We start from the raw sequence: 21,108 nt of genomic DNA on the forward strand, positions 1-21,108 counted from the left end.
CCTCTTCTCGAATGGTTAGGCAGGCCTAACTTATCGCAGGGCGGTGGCGGACCTAGCGGACGGTGGCGTTGACGATGAACTTCTGCTTGTCGTCCTTCGGCTTCCCGCCGCAGGCCCACGTGGTGTTGGCGGAGACGCAGCCCGTGTAGCGGGTCGATGCGTTGCTGAGCAGCAGGATGATCTTCGAGACCTTGCTCCGGTTGAAGTTCACCAGCTTGCTGCCCTTGCCCTTCTTGTTCAGCTTGATGGTGACCTTCGAGACGGAGCCCTTCTTCTTGAAGACCATCACCCGAGCGACGGGGTTGGCCTTCTTGCCGCGCGTCGCGTCGACGGAGACGAGGACCTTGCGGTTGCCCTTGATGCCCTTGCCGGGCGTGATCCTCAAGGAGGTGCTGGCCAGGTGCGGGGCCGCCAGCTTCTTGGTGCCCGACTTGCGCTTCTTGCCGGTCAGCGTCACCTTGGCGGCCACCGGTGCCGGCTTGTACGCCGAGCCCTCGGCGTACTTCTTCTTCGGGATCTGGTTGGCCTCGACGAAGGAGGAGTAGAACGTCGCGAACTTGGTCTTCTTCGTCGCCAGGAAGCTCGAGATGCCCTTGATCGAGGACTGGTCGGGCGCCCCGGCAGCGGCGTCGAGGCGGGCCCAGATCTGGCGGATCGCGTCGACTCCGTAGGCCTGGGCGAGGCGCTGGACGAAGATCCAGTTGCCGTACATCGCCAGGGTGCCGTCGTAGGTGTCGAGGGGTGCGCGCGGCTTGCCGAGCTGCCCGACGGGGAGGTACTGGCGGTTGTCGTTGACGTCGCCCGCGACCTGCTCCTCGATCCAGGTGGCGGTCGCCTCCATCCACCACTTGTCCTCGGCGGCGTCGATGTTGAACTGGATCGCGTGGAAGAACTCGTGCGCGGCGGTGACCCGCAGACTCGAGACCGGGTCCATCGGGAAGCCGAGCATGTCGTTGTCGAGGATGCAGTAGGCCTGTGCGAGGTAGGCCTGGCCGGCCACCGGCGCCTCCGGGACGCAGAAGCCGTAGTAGCCCTGCGACGACACGTCGGCGAGGTAGACGTCGAAGCGGGCGTCGCCACCGGCGGCACCGTCGCTGGCGGGGGCGCGGTAGCCGAGCTGGTCGACCTCACGGGTCCACGACGTCTCCATCACCTGGAGCGTCTGCGCGGCCCACGCGGCACTCGACTGGTCCCCGGTCGAGGTGACGTAGGTGACGCAGACGTGCGGCCCGCAGACCTGGGCGCGCGGCGCCGCCGGGTCGTACGTCGTGCTGTTGGGGTTGTCGGGGCTCTCCGGGTCGGTCGGGCGGCCCAGCAGCGCGTCGGCCTGGCGCTTGCCGGCCGGGCTGAGGTCGGGCCGGGCCAGGAAGACGTCGCGCATCGCCATGCTGACGTCGCGGTCGGCCTGCTGCGCACTGCCGTCGAGGGCGGCGCGCGCCTGGGCGATCACCGACGGCACGGGGGCCGCCGGCGTGCGGGGGTCGGCAGCAACCGCGCCCGGAAGGGCGAGGGTGAGCGGCACAGCCGCAGCGAGCACCAGGGTGACGAGACGACGCACGAGAATCCCTCCATCGGGCCCGTCGGTCTGGTCCGACGCGGCACGTGTGGGCCACAGGCTACGGGGCGAAGCGGCCCGGCGTACGTGAAGCACCCCGGCGTGGCCGCGATCAGTCGGTCAGAGGTCGGCGATGTGCTCGATGATCGCCGTGGTGGAGATGGCCGGGGTGCGGGTCAGGTAGACGACGTCGCAGACGTCGCCGAACTCGTCGAACTTGCCGGCCCAGTCGTCGCCCATCACCAGCACGTCGGCGCCGTGCGCGACGATGTAGTCGCGCTTCTGCTCCAGGCTCTCCTCGACGAAGACCTCGTCGACGACCTTGAGGGCCCCGACGATCGCCAGCCGCTCGCCCTCGCTGAACACCGGAACCCGGCCCTTCTTCCGCTCGTTGAGGGCGTCGGCGGACACGCCCACCACGAGCCGGTCGCCGAGCGCGGCGGCCCGCTGCAGGACCCGGAGGTGGCCCACGTGGAACACGTCGAACGTGCCGAAGGTGATGATCGTGCGAGGCATGGGCGGCATTCTGGCACGGGCAGGGGAGGATGGCCGCGATGAGCACCAGCACCGACACCATCTCGATGATCACGCCCGAACCGGCCGCCGACGAGGCGCGACGACGCGGGCTCAGGCGGATGCGCACCGTGGCGGTGTCGCTCCTGGTCCTCGCAGCGGTGGTGTACGTCGCCACCCTGGGCCAGGAGGGATTCCTCGGGTTCGTCAACGCCGGCGCGGAGGCCTCCATGGTCGGCGCGATCGCCGACTGGTTCGCCGTCACCGCAATCTTCAAGCACCCGCTCGGCCTGCCCATCCCGCACACCGCGCTGATCCCGCGGCGCAAGGACGACCTCGGCCGCGGCCTCGAGGAGTTCGTGGGTGAGAACTTCCTCCAGGAGGCCGTCATCCGCGACCGGGTGGCCGCGGCCACGATCTCGGCGCGGGTCGGCGCCTGGCTCACCGACGAGGCCAACGCCCGCCGGGTCGTCGACGAGATCGCCGACGTGGCCGCGATCGCGCTCGGCAAGGTGCGAGACGACCACATCGAGGACTTCTTCACCGAGGCCCTGCTGCCGCGCTTCCGCGAGGAGCCCATCGCACCGCTGGCCGGCGGCCTGCTGGCCGAGGTCGTCGCCGACGACCTCCACCACGGCATGGTCGACCTGGTGCTGGAGGAGCTCCACAGGTGGCTGGTCAAGAACCCCGACACGTTCACGACCGTGCTCTCCGAGCGGGCCCCCTGGTGGGCGCCGCCGCGCCTCAACGAGGCCGTCACCGCCCGGATCCACGTCGAGGCGGTCCGCTGGGTCACCGACATCCGCGAGGACCCGCACCACCACGCCCGTGACGCGCTCGACCAGCTCCTGGCGCAGCTGGCCCAGGACCTGCTGTTCGACCCCGAGACCCAGAAGCGCGCCGAGCGGCTCAAGGAACGGGTGCTCGCCCACCCGCAGGTGCTCGCCACGGGCGTCTCGCTGTGGAACGCGTTGCGCCGGACGCTCCTTGCCTCGCTGCACGACCGGGACGGCGCCGTACGCAAGCGGCTGCTCGCCGAGCTCTCCACCTTCGCCGGCCGCCTCACGACAGACGCCGAGCTGCGCACGCGCCTCGACCGGACCGCTGCCGACGTCGCCGTCTTCGCCGTCTCGAGGTACGGCGCCGAGCTCACCGCGGTCATCACCCACACGATCGAGCGGTGGGACGGCAAGGAGGCGGCGCGGCGCATCGAGCTGCACGTCGGCCGCGACCTCCAGTTCATCCGGATCAACGGCACCATCGTGGGCGGCCTGGTCGGCGTGGTGATCCACACCGTCAGCGTGCTGGTGCAGTAGCGCGGGAGCGAGCCTCGTGCGCGTCGTCCAGCGCCTGCGCTAGTGACCGGGGCGCCAGGCGCCGTGGACACGGGGGACAATGGCCCCATGCCCGCCCCGCAGGACGTCCCGATCCGCGACGAGTCGATCCGGCTCGGTCAGTTCCTCAAGCTCGCCAACCTCATCGACCACGGGTCGGAGGCCAAGCAGCTGATGGTCCAGGGATCGGTGGAGGTCAACGGCGAGGTGGAGACCCGCCGTGGGCGCCAGCTCGTGCCCGGCGACGTGGTCACGCTGGGTGGGGTGTCGGCGCGGGTCGCTACCGGGCCGGTCGCGGACGACCTGCCCTGGTGAGGCGCCGGGTCAGCTGACGCCGAGCAGGTCGACGACGAAGATCAGCGTCTCGCCCGGCGCGATCACGCCACCGGCGCCGCGGTCGCCGTAGCCCAGGTGCGCGGGGATGACGAGCCGACGTCGACCGCCGACCTTCATGCCCTGCACCCCCTGGTCCCAACCGGCGATGACCTGACCGATGCCCAGCCGGAACTGCAGCGGGTCTCCACGGTTGTACGACGCGTCGAACTCCTCGCCCGAGGAGTGGGCGACACCGACGTAGTGGACCGAGACGGTCTTGCCGGTGGTGGCCTCGTCGCCGTCGCCCTCGATGAGGTCGGTGACCTCGAGGTCGGACGGGACGGCTCCCATGTGCGGGTCGACTTCAGGCTTGTCCATGGGGGCCACCCTAGTGGGGCGGCGCCGACCGGGTCAGGTCTGGTGGACGTAGCTGTCGAGCTGGTCGCGCTCGAACTCCAGCTCGCCGATGCGCTGCTTCACGACGTCGCCGATGCTGATGATCCCCGTGAGCCGGCCCTGCGAGACGACCGGCACGTGGCGGATCCGGTGCTCGGTCATCACCTGCATCAGCTCGGTGAGCTCCAGGTCGCCCTCGCACGTGCGGACCTCGGACGTCATGATCGAGCCGACCAGCCGGTCGAGGATGTCGGCGTCGTCGTGGAGGCGGCGTACGACGTCGCGCTCACTGACGATCCCGTCGACCGACGTGCCGTCACCGCTGACGATCAGTGCCCCCACGTTGTGCTGGGCGAGCAGCGCGACCATGTCTCGCACGCTGGCGTCGGGACTGATGGTGATGACGTCGTGGCTCGGCTTGGCGTTCAGTACGTCGTTGATCCGCATGTGCATACCTCCGGTGACTCGTTGACCTCGAATCTAGCGGGGTACGGCGGCCGCGAACAGGGCCGACACGGCTCGCGAGACGCTCACGTGCCCGAGCCGTGGATTGGCTGGGGAGACTAGTCGATGGACGGACGCCGATCGCGCAGCTCGTGCACCGAGCCCGGGCCCGGGCGCCGGGCGTCGGGGTCGAGCTCGTCGTCGGGCATCGAGCCCAGGAAGGACAGCGCCGCCTCGTGAAGGTGTCCGTTGGATGCCAGCGCGTTGCCACCGAAGGGCCCGTCCGTGCCGTCGAGTGCGGTGAACCGGCCGCCCGCCTCGCGCACGATGATGTCGAGAGCCGCCATGTCGTAGACCTCCAGCTCCGGCTCGGCGGCCAGGTCGACGGCGCCCTCCGCCAGCAGCATGTAGGACCAGAAGTCGCCGTAGGCACGCGTGCGCCAGCAGCGGCGCGACAGCGACCAGAAGTCCTCGAGCCGGCCGCGCTCGTCCCAGCCGGTGAGGCTGCTGTAGGAGAGCGAGGCGTCCTCGAGGCGGCGTACGTCGGAGACCTCGCACCGCGTCGCCTTGAGCAGTGACCGGCCGGTCCACGCGCCGTTGCCCTTCGAGGCCCACCACCGTCTCTGCAGCTGCGGTGCGGAGACCACCCCCAGCACGACCTCGCCGTCGACGACCAGGGCGATCAGGGTCGCCCAGACCGGCACACCCCGCACGAAGTTCTTCGTCCCGTCGATCGGGTCGATCACCCACCGGCGCTGGCTGTGACCGGTCGACCCCTGCTCCTCGCCGAGCACCGCGTCCCGGGAGCGCACCCGCGACAGCGTCCGCCGGATCCCCTCCTCGACGGCCTGGTCGGCGTCGGTGACCGGGGTCAGGTCGGGCTTGCTCATCACGTGCAGGTCGAGCGCCTTGAACCGCGACATCGTGGTCGAGTCGGCGTCGTCGGCGAGGACGTGCGCGAGCCGGAGGTCGTCGGTGTAGTCGGTCGAGCCGGTTCCGGTGATCGCCATGGGCACAGGTTAGACGCACGGGGCTGGTTGAAATGAGGACTAGGTTGTCCGCATGGAGATCAACGGACTACCCCTGCACCCGCTGGTCGTACACGCCGCCGTGGTCCTCGGCCCGTTGGCGGCCCTGGCAGCGCTGGCCTATCTCGTGCCGGCGTGGCGCGACCGGATGCGGTGGCCGATGCTCCTGCTCGCCCTGGTGGCCACCGGCGCGATCTGGGCGGCGTACCTCACCGGCGAGGACTTCCTCGACTCGGCACGGTTCGAGGGCCTGTCGGGTCCGGCGCTCGAGCTGGTCGAGGACCACGAGGAGCTCGCCGACACGCTGCGGCTGGTCGTGAGCGGCTTCGGGGCGGTGGCGCTGCTGGCCGCTCTCGTGCACCGCCGCGGCGGTGCCGTCCGGGTGCTGCTGTCGGTGCTGCTCCTCGTCGCGGCGGTCGCCGTGGGGGTCTGGACCGTCCTCACCGGCGAGGCCGGCGCCCAGGCCGTCTGGGGAGGCTGATCGCTGGTCGAGGAAGGCGCGTCGGCGCCTGTCTCGAAACCAGGGATCCTGCTAGTCGACCGATCCCTCGCGGGCGGCGAGCAGGCGGCGGAACGACTCGACCCGCTCCGGGTCGGCCTCCCCGGCGGCGACCGCCTCGTCGAGCCCGCACTCGGGCTCGTCGTTGCCGTGCGTGCAGCCGCGCGGGCAGTCCTCGGTCATCTCGTCGAGGTCGGGGAACGCCTCGATCAGCCGCTCGGGCCGCACGTGCGCCAGGCCGAACGAGCGGATTCCGGGGGTGTCGATGATCCACCCGTCGCCGTCGGGCAGCTCCAGCAGGTACGCCGAGGTGGACGTGTGCCGGCCGCGGCCGGTGACCGTGTTGACGATGCCGACCGCGCGGTGCGCGTCGGGCACCAGGGCGTTGACGAGCGTCGACTTGCCGACCCCGCTGTGCCCGACCAGCACGCTGGTGCGCCCACGCAGCCGGTCGCGCACGACGTCGAGCTCGCCGCCACGCTGGGTGACCACCCACGGCACGCCGAGTGACCGGTAGGTGGACAGCAGCGTCTCGGGGTCGCGCAGGTCGGCCTTGGTGAGGCAGAGCAGCGGCGCCATGCCCGCGTCGTAGGCCGCGACCAGCGCCCGGTCGATCAGGCGGGGGCGGGGCTCGGGGTCGGCCAGCGCGGTGACGACCACCAGCTGGTCGGCGTTGGAGACGATGACCCGCTCGACGGGATCATCGTCGTCGGCGGTCCGCCGCAGGGTGGTGGTGCGCTCGGTGACCTCGACGATGCGGGCCAGCGAGCCGTCGTCGCCCGTGACGTCGCCCACCACCCGCACCCGGTCGCCGACGACCACGCCCTTGCGCCCCAGCGGGCGGGACTTCATGGCCATCACCACGTGGCCGTCGACCAGCAGGGTGAACCGCCCGCGGTCGACGGTCACGACGCGGCCCTCGACCGCGTCGTCGTAGGTCGGGCGCTCCTTGGTGCGCGGGCGCGTGCGCCGGCGTGGGCGGTCGTAGTGCTCCTGGTCGTCGACGCCGTAGCGCTGCTGCTGCCGGCTCACAGGAGTCCCGACCAGAAGGCCGCGAAGTCGGGGAACGTCTTGCCCGTGGTCGCGATGTCCTCGACCAGGACCCCGTCGACCGCGGCGCCGATGATCACCGCCGCGTGGGCCATCCGGTGGTCGCCGTAGGTGTGGAAGACGCCGCCCCGCAAGGGCGCCGGACGCAGCGACAGCCCGTCCTCGCGCTCGATGACGTCGGCGCCCAGGCCGGACAGCTCGGTCGCGAGCGCGCTGATCCGGTCGGTCTCGTGGCTCCGGATGTGGGCGACCCCGCGCAGGTGCGAGGGGGAGTCGGCCAGCGCGCAGAGCGCCGCGACCGCGGGGGTGAGCTCGCCGACGTCGTGCAGGTCGACGTCGATGCCGTGGAGGACGCCGGTGCCGCGCACCCGCAGCCCCTCGGGCACCCGGGTCACCTCGCACCCCATCAGGGTGAGGATCTCTCGCAGTGCGTCGCCGGCCTGGGTGGTGGCCTCGGGCCAGCGGCGTACGACGACGGACCCGGCCGACACGGCTGCGAGGGCGAGGAAGGGCGCGGCGTTGGAGAGGTCGGGCTCGATGACCTGGTCGAGTGCCTGCACCGGGCCGGGGGCGACCGCCCACCGGTTGGCGTCGGCGTCGTCGACCTCGACCCCGTGGGCCCGCAGCATCGCCACCGTCATGTCGATGTGGGGGAGGGACGGCACGGGCTTGCCCACGTGGACGACCTCCACGCCCTTGTCGTAGCGGGCACCGGCCAGCAGCAGCGCGGAGACGAACTGGGACGACGCGGACGCGTCGATCACGACCCTGCCGCCGGGCACCGCGCCCCGGCCGATGACCGCGAACGGCAGCGCGCCGCGACCGGCATCGTCGATCTCCACGCCCAGGCCGCGCAGCCCGGCGAGCACCTCGCCGATCGGACGGGTCCGCATGTGCGGGTCGCCGTCGAACGTGGTCGTGCCCGTCGACAGGGCGGCCACCGGCGGCACGAACCGCATCACCGTGCCGGCCAGCCCGCAGTCGACGGCGGCGTCCGCGTCGAACCTTCCAGGGCTGACGTGCCAGTCGTCGCCGCTCGTGTCGACGTGGGCGCCGAGCGAGGTGAGGGCGCGCGCCATCAGGGTCGTGTCACGCGAGCGCAGGGCGCGGCGTACGACGCCCGGCCAGTCGGCGAGCGCGGCCAGGATGAGCGCCCGGTTGGTCAGCGACTTCGAGCCGGGGAGGTCGATCGTCAGGTCGACGGCCTCCGTGGCCCGCGGGGCCGGCCACGGGTCGTCGACGAGTTCGGTCACGGCCGTGGCGTCAGCTGATCTGGGCGCGGACGAGCTTGGCCTCGTGGCGCGCGTCCTTGGCCAGGCGACGGGCCTCGCGGCGTACGTCGCGGCCGGCCCGGCGGGCGCGCCAGGCCATGCCGGGCTTGCCGTCGGTGTCGACACCCGCGATGAGCAGGCCGCCGAGCATCGAGAGGTTCTTGAAGAAGTGCACCTTCTGGTTTCCCCGGGCCGCCGGGTCGGTCTCCGCCCAGAAGCGGTGCCCGGCCGCGGTGGTCGGCACGAGCGTGGCGGCCAGCACCGTCGAGGACAGTCGCGGTGCCCGCCCGGTGGCCAGCGCCAGGCCGGCGACGACCTGGGCGGCGCCGTTGATGCGCACCAGGGTCAGCGCGTCGCTCGGGATGGGCAGCTGCGGCACGGCCCGCTTGACCATCGGCACGACCTTGTCGGTGACGGGCTTGGCCTTCGCGGCCAGCGCCTCGGCGTTGCGGAGGGCGTTCACGCCACCGACGACGAACATCGAGGCGAGCATGGGGCGGGCGATCAGTCGCGTCACGGTCATGTGCCATTCCTACCCGATGCGGCGCAGTCAGTCGAAGGTGACCGTCCGGGTGACCGTCTGGCCACCGGCGGTGACCGTGAAGGTGACGCCGGCGCCGGGCCAAGGAGACGCCGTGAATAGGTACTCGCCGTCGGAGAGGGAGCAGTCGAAGCCGCTGGACACGCGGACGCACCCGGGCTCGCCTGTGTCCAGGTCGACCAGCCCGATCACGCCCGCCAGCCCGTTGACGCGCGCTGTCAGTTGCCCGGCGCCGCCTGCGGGCACGTCGGACACCGACACCCGGATGGCGCACCGGAGGATGAGCCTGCAGGTGTCCGTGGCTGAGACGGCCATGGGAGTGGGGGTCGAGGTGGGCGTCGGCGTTGGGGTAGGAGTCGGGGTCGGCGTCGGCGTCGGGTCACCCGTCGGGCTCGGGTCACCCGTCGGGCTCGGGTCACCCGTCGGCGTCGGGCTAGGCGTCGGGCTCGGGTCACCCGTCGGCGTCGGGTCGCTCGAGGGTCGTGGATCGCTGGAGGGCGTCGTGGTGGGCGTGGCCGTCGGCGGCGCGGTGGGGCTCTCGCTGGGCTTGTCGGTGGGCCTGTCGGTGGCCTTGTCGGTGGGCTTGTCGGTCGGCTTGCCGGTGGGCTCGTCGCTCGGTTCGTCGGACGGCTCGTCGCTTGGGTCGCCCGTCGGAGTGCCGACGGGAGGCTCCGGCGTGGGGACGACGGTCGGGTCGACGGTGGGCAGGTCGGTGACGAGGGCGCCGCTGTCGGCCGGGATCCCAACGGGAGCATCGGTCGTGCCTGGCGACCCGGTCGGCCCGGAGGCCGGCTCGAGGGCGGCCGGCGCTCCCGGGCTGCTCGTGCTCGAGCTGGCGACGGGGCCGAGCGGCTGGTCGGCCGACGAGAGCTGCCCACCACCGTTCTGCACCGCGACGAAGACGGTTCCCGCGACGACGGCCGTGGCGGCCACCCCCGCGGCCGCGGCGGCGGGCGCGTTGCTCAGCACCAGGTCGCGGATGCGTCCCACCAGGACCCCGATGCCCGCGCCGGCGCCCGTGGCGGCGCTGCCGGAGGCGACATACGCCGCGGCCAGCCCGCCGAGCAGCAGTGGGGCGAGGAGCGCCGCCAGGTTGGAGTTGACCTCGGTGAGCTCGAGGTAGATCGCCGCACAGGTGCGGCACTCCTTGACGTGCTGCTCGACCTTGGCGGTGTCGCGGCGGGACAGCCCGCCGCGGACGTGGGCGCCCAGGTGCTGGTGGGTCCAGCGGCACGTGTCGTCCTCGAGCTCGTTCGCGTGCTGGGTGAGGAAGGCCTGGCGCAGCCCCTCACGGGCGCGGTAGGCCAGCGCGGAGACGGAGTTCGCGGTCATGCCGAGGAGTACGGCGACCTCGGCCGGCTTCTGTCCCTCGACCTCGGTGTGCCACAGCACCGCCTGCCAGCGCTCGGGCAACGACGCGAAGGCCTGGGCCGCCGCGACATTCTCGAAGCCCTCGACCGCGGTGTCGCGGAAGGGCACGCCGGGGTCGAACGCCTCCAGGTCGTCGGTGACGTGGACCTTCGAGGCGGCGCGGAACCGGTCGACCTGCAGGTGGCGCACGGCGGTGAGCAGGTAGGCGCGGAACGCCACGTCTGGACCGCCGCCGCGCTGCAGGACGCCCAGCACCTTGGCGAAGGCGTCGGAGACCAGGTCGTCGACGTCGCCGGCGGAGACCAGCTGCCGGGCCAGCCGCCGCGCAGCCTCGACGTGCCGCTCGAAGAGGCGGCCGTAGGCGTCGAGGTCTCCGCCCCGGACCGCCGAGATCAGCTCGGGGTCACCGGGGCCCTCGATGACTTGCAGCGCGTTGCTCACGATGTTCAACGTCCGGGTGGCGAATGGTGCGGCCCACTCTACGGGCTCGGGCGCTCGGGACTGGCCCGAAAGCCGTGATGAGGCTGCTCGGCAGAAAACTTCGGGATATCGCGTCATGGAGTGCCCGCGACGCCGTTCCTGGCACGTAGACACCGATCAAGGAGCACCTGTGGGACTTTTCGCCATGCGTTCGCGCACTGACTCCACAGCCGATCCCGACGCTGGGGGGGAACTGTCTCCCGAACTGCGTTTGGAGCTGCCGCCTCGCTTCGAGGCGGTCGCGGAGGCACTCGCGTCGGGATCGGGATCGGTGGCTGCGTGTCGTTTCGTCGGCCAGGAGCTGGCGCGCGACGGTGCATCGCTGGAGGAGGCGCTCGAGGCGCTGCGCAGGACATCACGCCTGGTCTGCCGGGTCGACCCGTCGTACGACGACGTCGCGGCCCTGCTGGTCGCCTGGAGTGACACGACGCTTGCGTATCTCCATCAGATCTCGTGCGAAGAGCCGATGACTGGCCTGGCCAGCTCGGCTCACGTACGGAGCCGCCTCGCGGAACTGTTCAGGGGTCAGTTCCGCGAGGCGGCGCACACCCGTCTCGGAGACTGGTACTGCCTGGTCGTGCTCGATCTTCCGCACGACCGGCACGGCCTGGTCGCTGCCCGCAACGGGCTCTCCATCACCCGCTCGCTGCGGATGGCACGGCTGGGAGAGGCGGCCCGGACCGTCTTCAACGGTGCCGAGACCATCGGCCGGATCAGCCCCAACCGGGTCGTCGTGATCGCCGATCGCGACGAGCGGCTCGGGCAGCGGGTGCGGCTGCTGCGTCATCTCGTGGAGGGCGTGGAGCTCGACGGCCACGCCTGCCGTATCTGGATCGAGGGGCTGCCGGGCACCGACGCCGGCGCCATGATGCTGCTCGACGAGCTCGCGCGACCCTGACCTCAGCCGGCGGCCCCGGCCGTGTCGCCGGCTGAGTCTGGTCGCGTGTGGGCGCGCTCCCTAGGGTGGTCCACATGTGTGGTCGTTACGCGTCGAGCCGGAAGCCCGAGGACCTCGTCGAGGAGTTCGAGATCGTTGAGAGCCGCGTCGGCGCGCCGTTGGAGCCCGACTACAACGTCGCGCCCACCAAGCCCGTCTATGCCGTCCTGGAGAGGGCCGCGCGACCGGACGCCGAGCGCGGCGAGGGTCCGGACCAGCCGCAGCGCCAGTTGCGCGTGCTCACGTGGGGGCTCGTGCCATCGTGGGCGAAGGACCCCGCCATCGGCAGCCGGATGATCAACGCGCGCATGGAGTCGGTGGCCGAGAAGCCGGCGTTCAAGCGCGCCTTCGCCGTACGGCGCTGCCTGCTGCCGGCTGACGGCTACTTCGAGTGGTACCCCACCTCCCAGCTCACCGCCGCCGGGAAGCCTCGCAAGCAGCCCTTCTTCATCCGCCCCCGCGACGGTGGGGTGCTCGCCATGGCCGGTCTCTACGAGATCTGGCGCGACCCGTCGAAGGACGACGACGCCGAGGATCGGTTCCGCTGGAGCTGCACCGTGCTGACCACCGAGGCCGAGGACTCCCTCGGCCACATCCACGACCGGATGCCGCTCATGGTGGAGCGGGACCGCTGGGCGGAGTGGCTGGACCCGCGGATCCCCGGCGACCTCGGACTGCTCGTGCCGGCCGCGCCGGGCGGCCTGGAGGCGTTCCCGGTGTCGACCGCGGTGGGCAACGTGAAGAACAACGGCCCCGAGCTCGTCGAGCCCCTTCCGCTGGAGGAGGTGGTCGAGTGAGCAGAGTCGAGCGCGTCATTCCCACCCCGCACGGCGACGGTCGGCTGGTGACGCGGCGGGCGAAGAGCCCCTTCGCGACGCTGCTGCTCAGCCATGGCGCGGGTGGGGGGATCGACGCCGGCGACCTCGAGGCCCTGGCCCGTGACCTGCCCGCCCAGGGCATCACCGTGGTGCTGTTCGAGCAGCCGTGGCGGGTGGCGGGTCGCAAGGTGGCCACCCCGCCTCCCACCCTGGACGCCGCGTTCACCGCGGCCGCCGACTTCATGCGGGTCCGTACCCCGCTGGTCGTGGGGGGCCGGTCGGCAGGGGCGCGTTCGGCGGCCCGCACCGCGAAGCACCTGGGCGCCCGGGGGTGCCTGGCCCTGTCGTTCCCGCTGCACCCGCCGGGGCGGCCGGAGAAGTCGAGGCTCGACGAGCTGACCGGTGCCGGCGTACCCACCCTCGTCGTGCAGGGGGAGCGCGACACCTTCGGTCGGCCCGATGAGTTCCCCGCCGACCTCGACGTGTGCGTGGTGCCCGACGCCGACCACGGGTTGAAGGTGCCCCGACGCGGATCGGTGAGCCAGGACGAGGCGCACGGGATCGTGGTGGAGTCCGCGCTCGAGTGGATCGTCCGCGAGATCACCGGCCCGGAGGTCCGGTCCGAGGCTGGTCCCTGAGTCCCGCTCGGGTTCGGGAATCACGGGCGGCCCCGACGTGTTCCCACCATGTGCCTGCTCTGATGTCGCCCCCGAAGCCGGTGGACCCGCCCCTCGACGAGGCCACCCGGCTAGTCTGGGACGCGATGACCGACTCCCTGACGGACGACCCGACTCCTCCCGAGGAGATCGACGTCGAGACCGAGACCGAGACCGAGCGCTCCGCCCGTTTCGAGCGTGACGCGCTGCCCTTCCTCGACCAGCTCTACTCCGCGGCGATGCGGATGACGCGCAACCCCTCCGACGCCGAGGACCTGGTCCAGGAGACGTTCGCGAAGGCGTACGCGTCCTTCCACCAGTTCCGGCCGGGCACGAACCTCAAGGCCTGGCTCTACCGCATCCTGACGAACACCTTCATCAACACCTACCGCAAGAAGCAGCGCCAGCCGCAGCAGTCGATGGCCGAGGACGTCGAGGACTGGCAGCTCGCGCGCGCCGAGTCGCACACGTCCGGTGGTCTCAAGTCCGCGGAGACCGAGGCGCTCGAGCACCTGCCCGACTCGCAGGTCAAGGACGCGCTGCAGCGTCTCCCCGAGGAGTTCCGCATGGCGGTCTACCTCGCCGATGTCGAAGGATTCCCTTACAAGGAGATCGCCGAGATCATGGACACTCCCATCGGCACGGTCATGTCCAGGCTGCACCGTGGCCGTCGCCAGCTGCGCGACATGCTGTCCGACTACGTCCGCGAGGGCACCCTCCTGCCGGCGGGTCAGAACGGGAAGGGTGACACGCCATGAGCAGCGAGCACCACGACTGTGCCGACTACCTCGAGCGGATCGTCTACTTCCTCGACAACGAGCTCGACGACGCCGACTGCGCGGCGGTCCGCGGCCATCTCGACGAGTGCGGCCCGTGCCTGGAGAAGTACGACCTGCAGCGCACCGTGAAGTCCATCGTTGCCCGGTCGTGCTCCGAGCGGGCGCCCGAGGGACTGCTCGACCGGGTCCGCGTCCAGATCCGCGAGGTGCAGGTCCGCATCACCGAAGAGGGCTGACGAGCGCTCGTCGGGGTCCCTGATTGGCTCTCCGCCCGGGCATTTGAGAAGATGGCCCGGCATTCGATCCGATCGAGGAGACATCATGGGCAAGACTGGCCGCAAGCGCCGCGCTCGCAAGAAGAAGGGCGCGAACCACGGCAAGCGCCCCAACGCCTGAGCGTAGTTTTCATCGACCCGCCCGAGAGTCTCGGGCGGGTCGGTCGCATTTGTGGGTGCCTGCGAGGTCGCAGGGTCAGAGGCGGGCCAGGAAGCGCTCGCCGTCGACCACGATCCGGGTGATCTCGCCGGTGCCCACGAGCTTCGCGTCGCCCGCGTGCCGGGCCGAGACCGTGAAGCGGTGCAGCCGCCCGTCGACGTACGACGCGGCGGCGCTCACCTCCACCTCGGCGCCCACGGGGCTGGCGGCCAGGTGCTCGAGCGTCACCCGGGTGCCCACGCTCGTCGAGCCGGCGGCCAGGGTCGGCTCGAGGGCGGCGCAGGTGGCCGCCTCGCACCACGCCAGCAGCCGGGGCGTGCCGAGCACCGGCAGGCTGCCGCTGCCCATCGCGACCGCGGTGTCGGCGTCGGTCACGGTGAAGGTCAGCCTCGCCTCCATGCTCACGCCGCTGCTCACGAGGTCCGGCCGTCGCGGATGAACGCCATCAGGTCGACGTGGGGATTCGGGCTCCAGTCGCGCTCGGGCAGCCGCCGGAAGCCGAGCCGGCCGTAGACCCGGTGCGCGGCCGACATCTCGGCCAGGCTCGACAGCACGACGACGTCCTCGCCGGCTGCGGCGCAGAGGTCCAGGACGTGGCGGGTCAGCGCCTCTCCCACGCCGCGGCCGCGGGCCTCCGGGGCGACCGCGAGCATCCTGAACTCGCCCTCACCCGGCTCCGAGACCTCCCGCCACGGGGAGCCGGTCGGACACCGGGTGACGGTGCCGAGGATGACGCCGTCCTCGTCCACGCCCACCCACAGCTCCGCCTCGGCGGCCCGCGACGCGGTGTCGCGCAGGTGGGCGATGTAGGGATCGTCGGGGCCGCGGGTGAACTCGGCGTACGCCGCCTCGGTGACGTCGGCGACCACCTTCAGGTCAGCGTCCTCGGCCAGTCTGATGCGCACGTCAGATCCCGAAGGTGGCGCGCGGGTAGGCGGCGTTCACGTCCGTGATGACGTTGACGAGGTAGGGCACCGACGCGGCGAACGCGCGGTCGAGGGCCGGGCCGATCTGCCTCGGGTCGGTGACCGTCTCGCCGGCGCCGCCGAGAGCCTTGACCACCTCGTCGTAGGCCGTGCGGGGGGCGAGGTCGGCGACCACGTCGTAGCCGTAGATCATCTGCATCGGGCCCTTCTCCAGGCCCCACGCCGAGTTGTTGCCCATCACCATCACCACCGGCAGGTCGTGCCGGACGAGGGTGTCGACGTCCATCAGCGAGAAACCGGCGGCGCCGTCGCCGAGCAGGAGCGCCACCTGGGCGGAGGGCCGGGCCAGACGGGCGGCGATGGCGCCGCCGAGGCCCGCGCCGAGGCAGCCGTAGGGGCCGGGGTCGAGCCAGCCACCCGGGCGCTTGGGCTCGACGAACTTGCCGGCGAAGCTGACGAAGTCGCCGCCGTCGCCGATGACGACCGCGTCGTCGGCCAGTCGCGGCACCAGCTCGCCGTAGATGCGGGCGGGGTGGATCGGGTCCGCCTCGGCGCCGAGCAGGGCGGCGTCCCGCTCGATGGCGGCCTTGACGCCGGCCTGGAGGTCGGTGACCCACGACGACCAGTCGGGGCGCCGCACCACCTGGTCGAGCGCCTGCGCCAGCCCGTCGAGGATGCGGGTCAGGTCACCCGAGACCGATGCGGCGAGGTCGGCGTGAGCCGACAGCTGCCCGGGGGAGTCGGCGATGTGCACGACCTGGGCGGGCGGGGCGCCGTCCTTGCCGCCGAAGACGCCGTACCCGAGCCGGAAGTCCAGCGGCGTGCCCACCACGACGACCAGGTCGCTGGTGCCGAGCGCCTGACTGCGGGCCTTGGTGACGAGCAGGGGGTGTCCACCGGGTACGACGCCACGGCCCATGCCGTTGGTGATCGTTGGCACCCCGGCGTGCTCGACCAGCCGCAGCGCGGCCTCCTCCGCTCCGTCGGACCACACGTCGGTGCCCAGGATCAGCAGCGGGCGGCGGGCGCCCGCCATCAGCTCGGCGATCTCGCCGACCAGGTCTCCGTCGGGCTCCTGGCCGGGCGTGGTGCCGCCGATCGGCGCCGGGCCGCTCGCGGAGTTGAAGAACTCGTCCATCGGGATGTCCACGAAGACCGGTCCGCGGTGCGAGCTGCCCGCCAGGGTGAACGCCTCGTCCATGCCGCCGAGCACCTCGTCGGCGGAGTGCAGGGTGCGGGCCATCTTGGAGATCGGCGCGATGATCGGCGGCTGGTCGAGCTCCTGCAGGCTGCCGGTGCCCCAGCGGTTGGCGGGTGCGCGACCGCCGACCACGACCATCGGCGACCCGGCGAACTGCGCCTGCGCGATGGCGCTCAGGCCGTTGGTGACGCCGGGTCCGGCGGTGAGCACGGCGAGGCCGGGTCTGCGGGTGAGCTTGCCGGTGGCCTCGGCCGCGAACGCCGCGGTCTGCTCGTGCCGCACGTCGAGCAGCCGCATCGGCGGGTCGGCCTTGACCGCGCCGTCGTACATCGGGAAGACGTGCGCGCCCGACAGCGTGAACATCGTCTCCACGCCGTGTGCGCGGGCCACGGCCACGGCGAGCTCGCCGCTGTGGCCGGAGAGGACTCCCGCGTCGGTGTCGGTGTCGGCCTGGGTCGTCTGCTCAGGAGCGTCGTTCATGTGCGCAGGCTACCGGCTGGTCACATGACGGTGACGGTGATGGGCTGGTGCTACCCGCGCCGCTTGGCCAACGTGAAGGGGTTGGTCGCGCGCAGGGCATCGACCAGCACCAGCAGCAGGTCGGCGCGCACGGGCGGCGGGTCGGCAGCCAGCTCGACCTGCAGGTAGAGAGCCCGCAGCAGTGCCTGGGGATTGGCGGAGCCGAGGTAGGGGTCCCGGTCCTCGGGGTTGCCGATCGAGCCGGCCGACCCGGCGATCCGGGCGATCCACGGCTCGATCACCTTCAGCGGCACCTGGTCGCGACGCAGCACCGCCAGGACGGCCGATGCCATCCGGTCGGGCTCGCCGGAGAGGAGCACGACGTCGGCCGAGATCACCCGGTCGGCGATCACGTCGAGGAGCACGGTGAGCTCAGGGGTGGCGATGTGCGGCGACTTCGCGAGTACGCCGATCGCGTCCGCGCCGTGCGCCGCCGCGTGCGCCCAGCCGGCACCGGGCACGTAGCCCCGCAGGTCCTGCTCGCGCAGGTACCACGCCACGATCCGGTCGGCCCAGTCCATCACCCGGCCGGCCGGCACCAGCCGCGCGATGTTGTCCCGGTCGATCACCTCTGCCAGCACGAGGGCGGAGAAGGAGCGCCGGAACACGGTGTCGGTGCCGCGCTCGCCGAGCCCCACGCCGAGCCCGGTGGCCATGCCGTCGCCGAGCCCGACCAGCAGGTCGTCGTACACGCCGCGGCCGATCCAGGTCGCCATCGCCGGGTAGGCGATGCCGTCGCGCAGGGCGGGGTCGGGTGACCCGAGCATGGTGGCGAGCTCGGCCGTGAGGTCGTCGAGCGGCCGGTCGGTCGGCACGGTGAGACCCTTGGAGAGCACCTGCTGCCAGTACGCCGTCGCCATGGCGCCCATCCTGCCAGCAGCACCGTGGGCGTCGACCCCCACTAGGTTGGTCCGGTGGCCTCCCTCAACGAGCTGGTGCGTCTGCACACCGACCTCGACGATGCCGACATCGCCTGGCTGCAGCTCATCATGGCCGACTGGCAGATCATCGCCGACCTGTCGTTCGCCGACCTCGTGCTGTGGCTGCCCGACCGCCAGGACACCGGCTTCTGGGCGGGCGGCCAGATGCGGCCGACGACCGGCCCCACGGCGCTGGTGGACGACGTCGTCGGCACGTTCGTCCCGCGCGGCCGGAAGGTCCTGCTCGACCAGGCCTGGGAGCACGGCCGACTGGTGCGCGAGGGCGATCCCGAGTGGCGCGACGACGTGCCGGTGCGGGTCGAGACGATCCCGGTGCGCCGCGACGAGCGCGTCATCGCGGTGATCGCGCGCAACACCAACCTCCTCGGTGTGCGGACCCCGAGCCGGCTGGAGCTGTCCTACCTGCAGACGGCCGCCGACCTCACCCAGATGATCGCGCACGGCTTCTTCCCGCCGGGTGCCGCGCAGCGCAGCGACCACGCGGACTCACCGCGAGTGGGCGACGGCTTCCTGCGCGTGGATGCCACCGGCCGGGTCACCTACGCCAGCCCGAACGCGCTGTCGGTCTACCGGCGGCTCGGGCTCAGCGGCGACCTCGACGGCGTCGCCCTGGCGGATCTGACCCGCGAGCTGGTGCCACCGCGTCGGCGGCCCGACGAGGAGGCGCTGAGCGCCGTGCTCGGCGGGCGGGCGCCCCGCGACACCGAGATCGGCACCGAGGAGGTGTCGCTGATCGTCCGCTCGATCCCGCTGCGACCCCACGGCGACCACATCGGCGCGCTGGTGCTGCTTCGCGACGTGACCGACCTGAGGCGGCGCGACCGCGAGCTGGTCACCAAGGACGCGACGATCCGCGAGATCCACCACCGGGTGAAGAACAACCTGCAGACCGTGGCCGCGCTCCTGCGCCTCCAGGCGCGGCGCATCGACGAGCCGGCGGCGAAGGCGGCGCTCGACGAGGCCGTCCGCCGGGTCGGCTCCATCGCGATCGTGCACGAGACGCTCAGCCAGGCGCTCTCCGAGCGTGTCGCCTTCGACGAGATCGCCGACCGCCTCGGCCAGATGGTGACCGACGTCGGCTCGTCGGGGGAGCGGGTGCGCACCCGGCGGACGGGCAGCTTCGGCGAGCTCGCCTCCGAGACCGCCACGGCGCTCGCGATGGTGCTCACCGAGGCCGTCCAGAACGCCGTCGAGCACGGCTATCGCGACGACGGCACGGAGACGGGCGAGATCGTCGTGACCGTACGGCGCCTGGTCGGTCGGCTGCACGTCACGATCGACGACGACGGCGCCGGGCTGCCCGAGGGCTTCGACCTCGACACCTCGACCCATCTCGGACTCTCGATCGTGCGCACCCTGGTGGAGTCCGAGCTCGGTGGTCAGCTCGAGCTCGGAGCGGTGCCGCACGCGCGCGGCACCAGGGTCAGCGTCGATGTGCCGATCGACTGACCTCTCCGGCTGGACTGTCCCTCAGGCGGTGCGGACCCGGGCGCGAGCGTTGCGGCGCTTGAGCGCCCGGCGCTCGTCCTCGCTGAGGCCGCCCCAGACGCCGTGGTCCTGACCGGCCTCCAGCGCCCAGGCGAGGCACGGTTCGCGCACCTCGCACCGTCGGCACACCTGCTTGGCCTCCTCTATCTGGAGGATGGCCGGACCGGTGTTGCCGATCGGGAAGAACAGCTCCGGGTCCTCGTCGAGGCAGGCAGAGCGGTGGCGCCAATCCATGGCTGGGTTTTCCCACTTTCCACAAAGAAGTTTTCTGGGGGCGCGCCGATGTGAACGCTTTCACGAGCGCGCCCTCCAGACTCCCAAGAGATCGGGCTTCACACAACCCCCATCCGTCGTCACGTCCGTCACAACTACCCTTCTCGGCGTGACCCCCACCGCCTCGACCGAGCCAGCCCCCGCCCGGCCGGTGCCGCTGACCGTGGCGGCCTCGCTCGTGGCGGCTGAGGGCGGGCTGCTGGTGGTGCTGGGCATCCTGGAGGCCTTCGCGCTCTCGTCGGCTCGGGTGACCATGGGCGTCACCACCGCGGCCTTCTTCGCGGCGTACGGCGTCGGGCTGGTCATCTGCGCCTGGGGCGCCGTCCGGCTGCGGCCGTGGTCGCGCAGCCCGATCGTCCTCGGTCAGCTGATCCAGCTCGGGCTCGCCTGGAACTTCCGCGGCGGCGACACGACGCCGGTGGCCGTGGCGCTGGTGGTGGTGGCGCTCATCGTGCTCGCCGGCATCCTGCACCCGGCCAGCACCCGCGCGCTCTTCGACCGGGGCTAGCGAGAGCCGATCAGTCGGCTTCGAGCGAGGTGCGGAGCTGGTCGAGGGTCTTGGTCAGCAGCCGCGAGACGTGCATCTGCGAGACCCCGATCTCGGCGGCGATCTGCGACTGCGTCATGTTCTTGAAGAAGCGCAGCAGCAGGATCTTCTTCTCCCGCGGGTCGAGCCCCTCGAGGAGCGGCTTGATGGACTCGCGGATCTCGACGTGCTCGAGCCCCTCGTCGTCGATGCCGAGCGTGGCCAGCATGCTCGTGGGGCCCTCGTCGGAGTCGTCGCCGGCGTCGAGCGACAGCGTGGAGTAGGCGTTGGCCGACTCCAGGCCCTCGATGATCTGCTCCACCGTGCACCCGAGCGCCTCCGCCAGCTCGCGGGGGAGCGGGGAGCGCCCCAGCTTCTGGGTCAGCTCCCCGGTGGTGGCTCCGATCTGCATGCGCAGCTCCTGCAGCCGCCGGGGCACCCGGATCGCCCAGCCCTTGTCGCGGAAGTAGCGCTTGATCTCGCCGATGATCGTGGGCGTCGCGTACGTCGAGAACTCGACCCCGCGATCGGTCTCGAACCGGTCGACGGCCTTGATGAGCCCGATCGTGCCGACCTGCACGAGGTCCTCGAAGGGCTCGCCGCGGTTGCGGAACCGCCGGGCACAGTGCTCCACCAGCGGCAGGTGGAGATGGACCAGGTCGTCGCGTGCCGTGCTGCGGGCGGCGTCCGACGCCTCGGCGTCCCTGAGAATGATGAAGAACTCCGCGCTGCGAAGCCGGGTCAGCTCGATGCGCGTGGGCATCGCGTCGTCCGGATCCTCGAGCCCGTCCCCCGAAGTTTCCTGGCTCATG

Annotated in this window: 26 protein-coding genes; 11 read left to right on the plus strand and 15 right to left on the minus strand. The window is 71.8% G+C overall.

The genetic code is table 11. The features are described 5' to 3' along the window. Nucleotides 1-52: 52 nt before the first annotated feature. On the minus strand, nucleotides 53-1,558 hold the full coding sequence (locus ACP7BP_RS13065) for an MXAN_6640 family putative metalloprotease (RefSeq protein WP_426245073.1): 1,506 nt from the start codon (nucleotides 1,556-1,558) through the stop codon (nucleotides 53-55). 117 nt (nucleotides 1,559-1,675) lie between these two features. Beyond that, nucleotides 1,676-2,071, minus strand: coding sequence for an adenylyltransferase/cytidyltransferase family protein (locus tag ACP7BP_RS13070; protein WP_426245075.1), 396 nt, complete (start codon nucleotides 2,069-2,071; stop codon nucleotides 1,676-1,678). Nucleotides 2,072-2,109: 38 nt separating this feature from the next. Here ACP7BP_RS13070 and ACP7BP_RS13075 point away from each other — a divergent pair, with 38 nt between their 5' ends. Next, nucleotides 2,110-3,384: a DUF445 domain-containing protein gene (locus ACP7BP_RS13075; protein WP_426245076.1), complete on the plus strand. Its 1,275-nt coding sequence runs from the start codon at nucleotides 2,110-2,112 to the stop codon at nucleotides 3,382-3,384. 87 nt (nucleotides 3,385-3,471) lie between these two features. Next, nucleotides 3,472-3,717 (plus strand): RNA-binding S4 domain-containing protein, encoded by a 246-nt coding sequence (locus ACP7BP_RS13080; RefSeq protein WP_426245078.1) that lies wholly within the window; start codon nucleotides 3,472-3,474, stop codon nucleotides 3,715-3,717. 9 nt (nucleotides 3,718-3,726) lie between these two features. Here ACP7BP_RS13080 and ACP7BP_RS13085 read toward each other — a convergent pair whose 3' ends face one another. From ACP7BP_RS13085 to hisN, 3 genes are all read right to left on the minus strand, one after another. Continuing rightward, entirely contained in the window at nucleotides 3,727-4,095 is a 369-nt protein-coding gene (locus ACP7BP_RS13085) for an FKBP-type peptidyl-prolyl cis-trans isomerase (RefSeq protein ID WP_426245080.1), read from the minus strand. 33 nt (nucleotides 4,096-4,128) lie between these two features. Beyond that, the gene (locus ACP7BP_RS13090) at nucleotides 4,129-4,560 is read right to left on the minus strand and encodes a CBS domain-containing protein (protein ID WP_426245082.1); all 432 of its coding nucleotides are present in this window, start codon (nucleotides 4,558-4,560) and stop codon (nucleotides 4,129-4,131) included. Nucleotides 4,561-4,676: 116 nt separating this feature from the next. After that, complete coding sequence (gene hisN, locus ACP7BP_RS13095) at nucleotides 4,677-5,567, minus strand: histidinol-phosphatase (protein WP_426245084.1); 891 nt, start codon at nucleotides 5,565-5,567, stop codon at nucleotides 4,677-4,679. Between the two features lie 52 nt (nucleotides 5,568-5,619). Between hisN and ACP7BP_RS13100 the strand changes: the two genes are divergently transcribed. Then, nucleotides 5,620-6,066, plus strand: coding sequence for a DUF2231 domain-containing protein (locus ACP7BP_RS13100; RefSeq protein ID WP_426245086.1), 447 nt, complete (start codon nucleotides 5,620-5,622; stop codon nucleotides 6,064-6,066). A 51-nt stretch (nucleotides 6,067-6,117) separates the two neighbouring features. Here ACP7BP_RS13100 and rsgA read toward each other — a convergent pair whose 3' ends face one another. From rsgA to ACP7BP_RS13120, 4 genes are read right to left on the minus strand one after another with little or no spacing between them, the layout of a single operon-like run. Next, complete coding sequence (rsgA, locus tag ACP7BP_RS13105) at nucleotides 6,118-7,116, minus strand: ribosome small subunit-dependent GTPase A (RefSeq protein ID WP_426245088.1); 999 nt, start codon at nucleotides 7,114-7,116, stop codon at nucleotides 6,118-6,120. Next, on the minus strand, nucleotides 7,113-8,387 hold the full coding sequence (gene aroA / locus ACP7BP_RS13110) for a 3-phosphoshikimate 1-carboxyvinyltransferase (RefSeq protein ID WP_426245090.1): 1,275 nt from the start codon (nucleotides 8,385-8,387) through the stop codon (nucleotides 7,113-7,115). The genes rsgA and aroA overlap by 4 nt, the downstream gene beginning before the upstream one ends. 10 nt (nucleotides 8,388-8,397) lie before the next feature. Beyond that, nucleotides 8,398-8,928: a DoxX family protein gene (locus tag ACP7BP_RS13115; protein ID WP_426245092.1), complete on the minus strand. Its 531-nt coding sequence runs from the start codon at nucleotides 8,926-8,928 to the stop codon at nucleotides 8,398-8,400. 27 nt (nucleotides 8,929-8,955) lie between these two features. After that, a complete protein-coding gene (locus ACP7BP_RS13120) occupies nucleotides 8,956-10,758 on the minus strand; it encodes a sigma-70 family RNA polymerase sigma factor (protein ID WP_426245094.1) in 1,803 nt (600 codons plus the stop codon). A gap of 310 nt (nucleotides 10,759-11,068) precedes the next feature. Between ACP7BP_RS13120 and ACP7BP_RS13125 the strand changes: the two genes are divergently transcribed. The 6 genes from ACP7BP_RS13125 (at nucleotide 11,069) to ACP7BP_RS13150 (ending at nucleotide 14,383) form a co-directional block, all read left to right on the plus strand. Continuing rightward, the gene (locus ACP7BP_RS13125) at nucleotides 11,069-11,695 is read left to right on the plus strand and encodes a hypothetical protein (RefSeq protein ID WP_426245096.1); all 627 of its coding nucleotides are present in this window, start codon (nucleotides 11,069-11,071) and stop codon (nucleotides 11,693-11,695) included. Between the two features lie 74 nt (nucleotides 11,696-11,769). Then, the gene (locus ACP7BP_RS13130; RefSeq protein ID WP_426245097.1) at nucleotides 11,770-12,531 is read left to right on the plus strand and encodes an SOS response-associated peptidase; all 762 of its coding nucleotides are present in this window, start codon (nucleotides 11,770-11,772) and stop codon (nucleotides 12,529-12,531) included. Beyond that, nucleotides 12,528-13,190 (plus strand): alpha/beta family hydrolase, encoded by a 663-nt coding sequence (locus ACP7BP_RS13135; protein WP_426245098.1) that lies wholly within the window; start codon nucleotides 12,528-12,530, stop codon nucleotides 13,188-13,190. The genes ACP7BP_RS13130 and ACP7BP_RS13135 overlap by 4 nt, the downstream gene beginning before the upstream one ends. A gap of 62 nt (nucleotides 13,191-13,252) precedes the next feature. Continuing rightward, nucleotides 13,253-13,966 (plus strand): sigma-70 family RNA polymerase sigma factor, encoded by a 714-nt coding sequence (locus ACP7BP_RS13140; RefSeq protein WP_426245100.1) that lies wholly within the window; start codon nucleotides 13,253-13,255, stop codon nucleotides 13,964-13,966. Continuing rightward, entirely contained in the window at nucleotides 13,963-14,223 is a 261-nt protein-coding gene (gene rsrA, locus ACP7BP_RS13145; RefSeq protein WP_426245102.1) for a mycothiol system anti-sigma-R factor, read from the plus strand. The genes ACP7BP_RS13140 and rsrA overlap by 4 nt, the downstream gene beginning before the upstream one ends. Before the next feature lie 85 nt (nucleotides 14,224-14,308). Then, nucleotides 14,309-14,383 carry a 50S ribosomal protein bL37 gene (locus tag ACP7BP_RS13150; RefSeq protein ID WP_369759046.1) on the plus strand — a complete coding sequence of 25 codons (75 nt, stop codon included), beginning with the start codon at nucleotides 14,309-14,311 and terminating at the stop codon, nucleotides 14,381-14,383. Between the two features lie 75 nt (nucleotides 14,384-14,458). On the opposite strand, the gene ACP7BP_RS13155 is transcribed toward ACP7BP_RS13150, so the two are convergent. The 4 genes from ACP7BP_RS13155 to ACP7BP_RS13170 are packed head-to-tail and all read right to left on the minus strand — an operon-like array spanning nucleotide 14,459 to nucleotide 17,928. Further along, complete coding sequence (locus tag ACP7BP_RS13155) at nucleotides 14,459-14,821, minus strand: thioesterase family protein (protein WP_426245438.1); 363 nt, start codon at nucleotides 14,819-14,821, stop codon at nucleotides 14,459-14,461. A gap of 14 nt (nucleotides 14,822-14,835) precedes the next feature. Next, a complete protein-coding gene (locus ACP7BP_RS13160) occupies nucleotides 14,836-15,327 on the minus strand; it encodes a GNAT family N-acetyltransferase (protein ID WP_426245103.1) in 492 nt (163 codons plus the stop codon). Between the two features lies 1 nt (nucleotide 15,328). After that, the gene (locus ACP7BP_RS13165) at nucleotides 15,329-17,029 is read right to left on the minus strand and encodes an acetolactate synthase (RefSeq protein WP_426245105.1); all 1,701 of its coding nucleotides are present in this window, start codon (nucleotides 17,027-17,029) and stop codon (nucleotides 15,329-15,331) included. A 50-nt stretch (nucleotides 17,030-17,079) separates the two neighbouring features. Continuing rightward, entirely contained in the window at nucleotides 17,080-17,928 is an 849-nt protein-coding gene (locus ACP7BP_RS13170; RefSeq protein ID WP_426245107.1) for a DUF2785 domain-containing protein, read from the minus strand. Between the two features lie 54 nt (nucleotides 17,929-17,982). On the opposite strand from ACP7BP_RS13170, the gene ACP7BP_RS13175 reads away from it, so the two are divergent. Then, nucleotides 17,983-19,458 (plus strand): sensor histidine kinase, encoded by a 1,476-nt coding sequence (locus ACP7BP_RS13175; protein WP_426245108.1) that lies wholly within the window; start codon nucleotides 17,983-17,985, stop codon nucleotides 19,456-19,458. Nucleotides 19,459-19,479: 21 nt separating this feature from the next. Here ACP7BP_RS13175 and ACP7BP_RS13180 read toward each other — a convergent pair whose 3' ends face one another. After that, the gene (locus ACP7BP_RS13180) at nucleotides 19,480-19,731 is read right to left on the minus strand and encodes a WhiB family transcriptional regulator (RefSeq protein WP_110182611.1); all 252 of its coding nucleotides are present in this window, start codon (nucleotides 19,729-19,731) and stop codon (nucleotides 19,480-19,482) included. 148 nt (nucleotides 19,732-19,879) lie between these two features. On the opposite strand from ACP7BP_RS13180, the gene ACP7BP_RS13185 reads away from it, so the two are divergent. Further along, nucleotides 19,880-20,278, plus strand: coding sequence for a hypothetical protein (locus tag ACP7BP_RS13185; RefSeq protein ID WP_426245110.1), 399 nt, complete (start codon nucleotides 19,880-19,882; stop codon nucleotides 20,276-20,278). Between the two features lie 10 nt (nucleotides 20,279-20,288). Here the strand turns inward: ACP7BP_RS13185 and ACP7BP_RS13190 are convergent, their stop codons facing one another. After that, nucleotides 20,289-21,107: an RNA polymerase sigma factor SigF gene (locus ACP7BP_RS13190; protein ID WP_426245111.1), complete on the minus strand. Its 819-nt coding sequence runs from the start codon at nucleotides 21,105-21,107 to the stop codon at nucleotides 20,289-20,291. Between the last annotated feature and the right edge of the window lies 1 nt (nucleotide 21,108).

Origin of the sequence: Nocardioides sp. LHG3406-4 (assembly GCF_049897745.1) — a bacterium.
Classification (GTDB): domain Bacteria; phylum Actinomycetota; class Actinomycetes; order Propionibacteriales; family Nocardioidaceae; genus Nocardioides.

Excerpts from the sequence above, each read along its gene's own strand:
- ACP7BP_RS13155 (WP_426245438.1), bottom strand. The coding sequence starts at position 14,821 with ATGGAGGCGAGGCTGACCTTCACCGTGACCGACGCCGACACCGCGGTC.
- ACP7BP_RS13070 (WP_426245075.1), bottom strand. The coding sequence starts at position 2,071 with ATGCCTCGCACGATCATCACCTTCGGCACGTTCGACGTGTTCCACGTG.
- ACP7BP_RS13180 (WP_110182611.1), bottom strand. The coding sequence starts at position 19,731 with ATGGATTGGCGCCACCGCTCTGCCTGCCTCGACGAGGACCCGGAGCTG.
- ACP7BP_RS13170 (WP_426245107.1), bottom strand. The coding sequence starts at position 17,928 with ATGGCGACGGCGTACTGGCAGCAGGTGCTCTCCAAGGGTCTCACCGTG.
- rsrA (WP_426245102.1), top strand. The coding sequence starts at position 13,963 with ATGAGCAGCGAGCACCACGACTGTGCCGACTACCTCGAGCGGATCGTC.
- ACP7BP_RS13100 (WP_426245086.1), top strand. The coding sequence starts at position 5,620 with ATGGAGATCAACGGACTACCCCTGCACCCGCTGGTCGTACACGCCGCC.
- ACP7BP_RS13130 (WP_426245097.1), top strand. The coding sequence starts at position 11,770 with ATGTGTGGTCGTTACGCGTCGAGCCGGAAGCCCGAGGACCTCGTCGAG.
- ACP7BP_RS13090 (WP_426245082.1), bottom strand. The coding sequence starts at position 4,560 with ATGCGGATCAACGACGTACTGAACGCCAAGCCGAGCCACGACGTCATC.
- hisN (WP_426245084.1), bottom strand. The coding sequence starts at position 5,567 with ATGGCGATCACCGGAACCGGCTCGACCGACTACACCGACGACCTCCGG.
- ACP7BP_RS13165 (WP_426245105.1), bottom strand. The coding sequence starts at position 17,029 with ATGAACGACGCTCCTGAGCAGACGACCCAGGCCGACACCGACACCGAC.
- ACP7BP_RS13075 (WP_426245076.1), top strand. The coding sequence starts at position 2,110 with ATGAGCACCAGCACCGACACCATCTCGATGATCACGCCCGAACCGGCC.
- ACP7BP_RS13080 (WP_426245078.1), top strand. The coding sequence starts at position 3,472 with ATGCCCGCCCCGCAGGACGTCCCGATCCGCGACGAGTCGATCCGGCTC.
- ACP7BP_RS13190 (WP_426245111.1), bottom strand. The coding sequence starts at position 21,107 with ATGAGCCAGGAAACTTCGGGGGACGGGCTCGAGGATCCGGACGACGCG.
- ACP7BP_RS13140 (WP_426245100.1), top strand. The coding sequence starts at position 13,253 with ATGTCGCCCCCGAAGCCGGTGGACCCGCCCCTCGACGAGGCCACCCGG.
- ACP7BP_RS13115 (WP_426245092.1), bottom strand. The coding sequence starts at position 8,928 with ATGACCGTGACGCGACTGATCGCCCGCCCCATGCTCGCCTCGATGTTC.
- ACP7BP_RS13085 (WP_426245080.1), bottom strand. The coding sequence starts at position 4,095 with ATGGACAAGCCTGAAGTCGACCCGCACATGGGAGCCGTCCCGTCCGAC.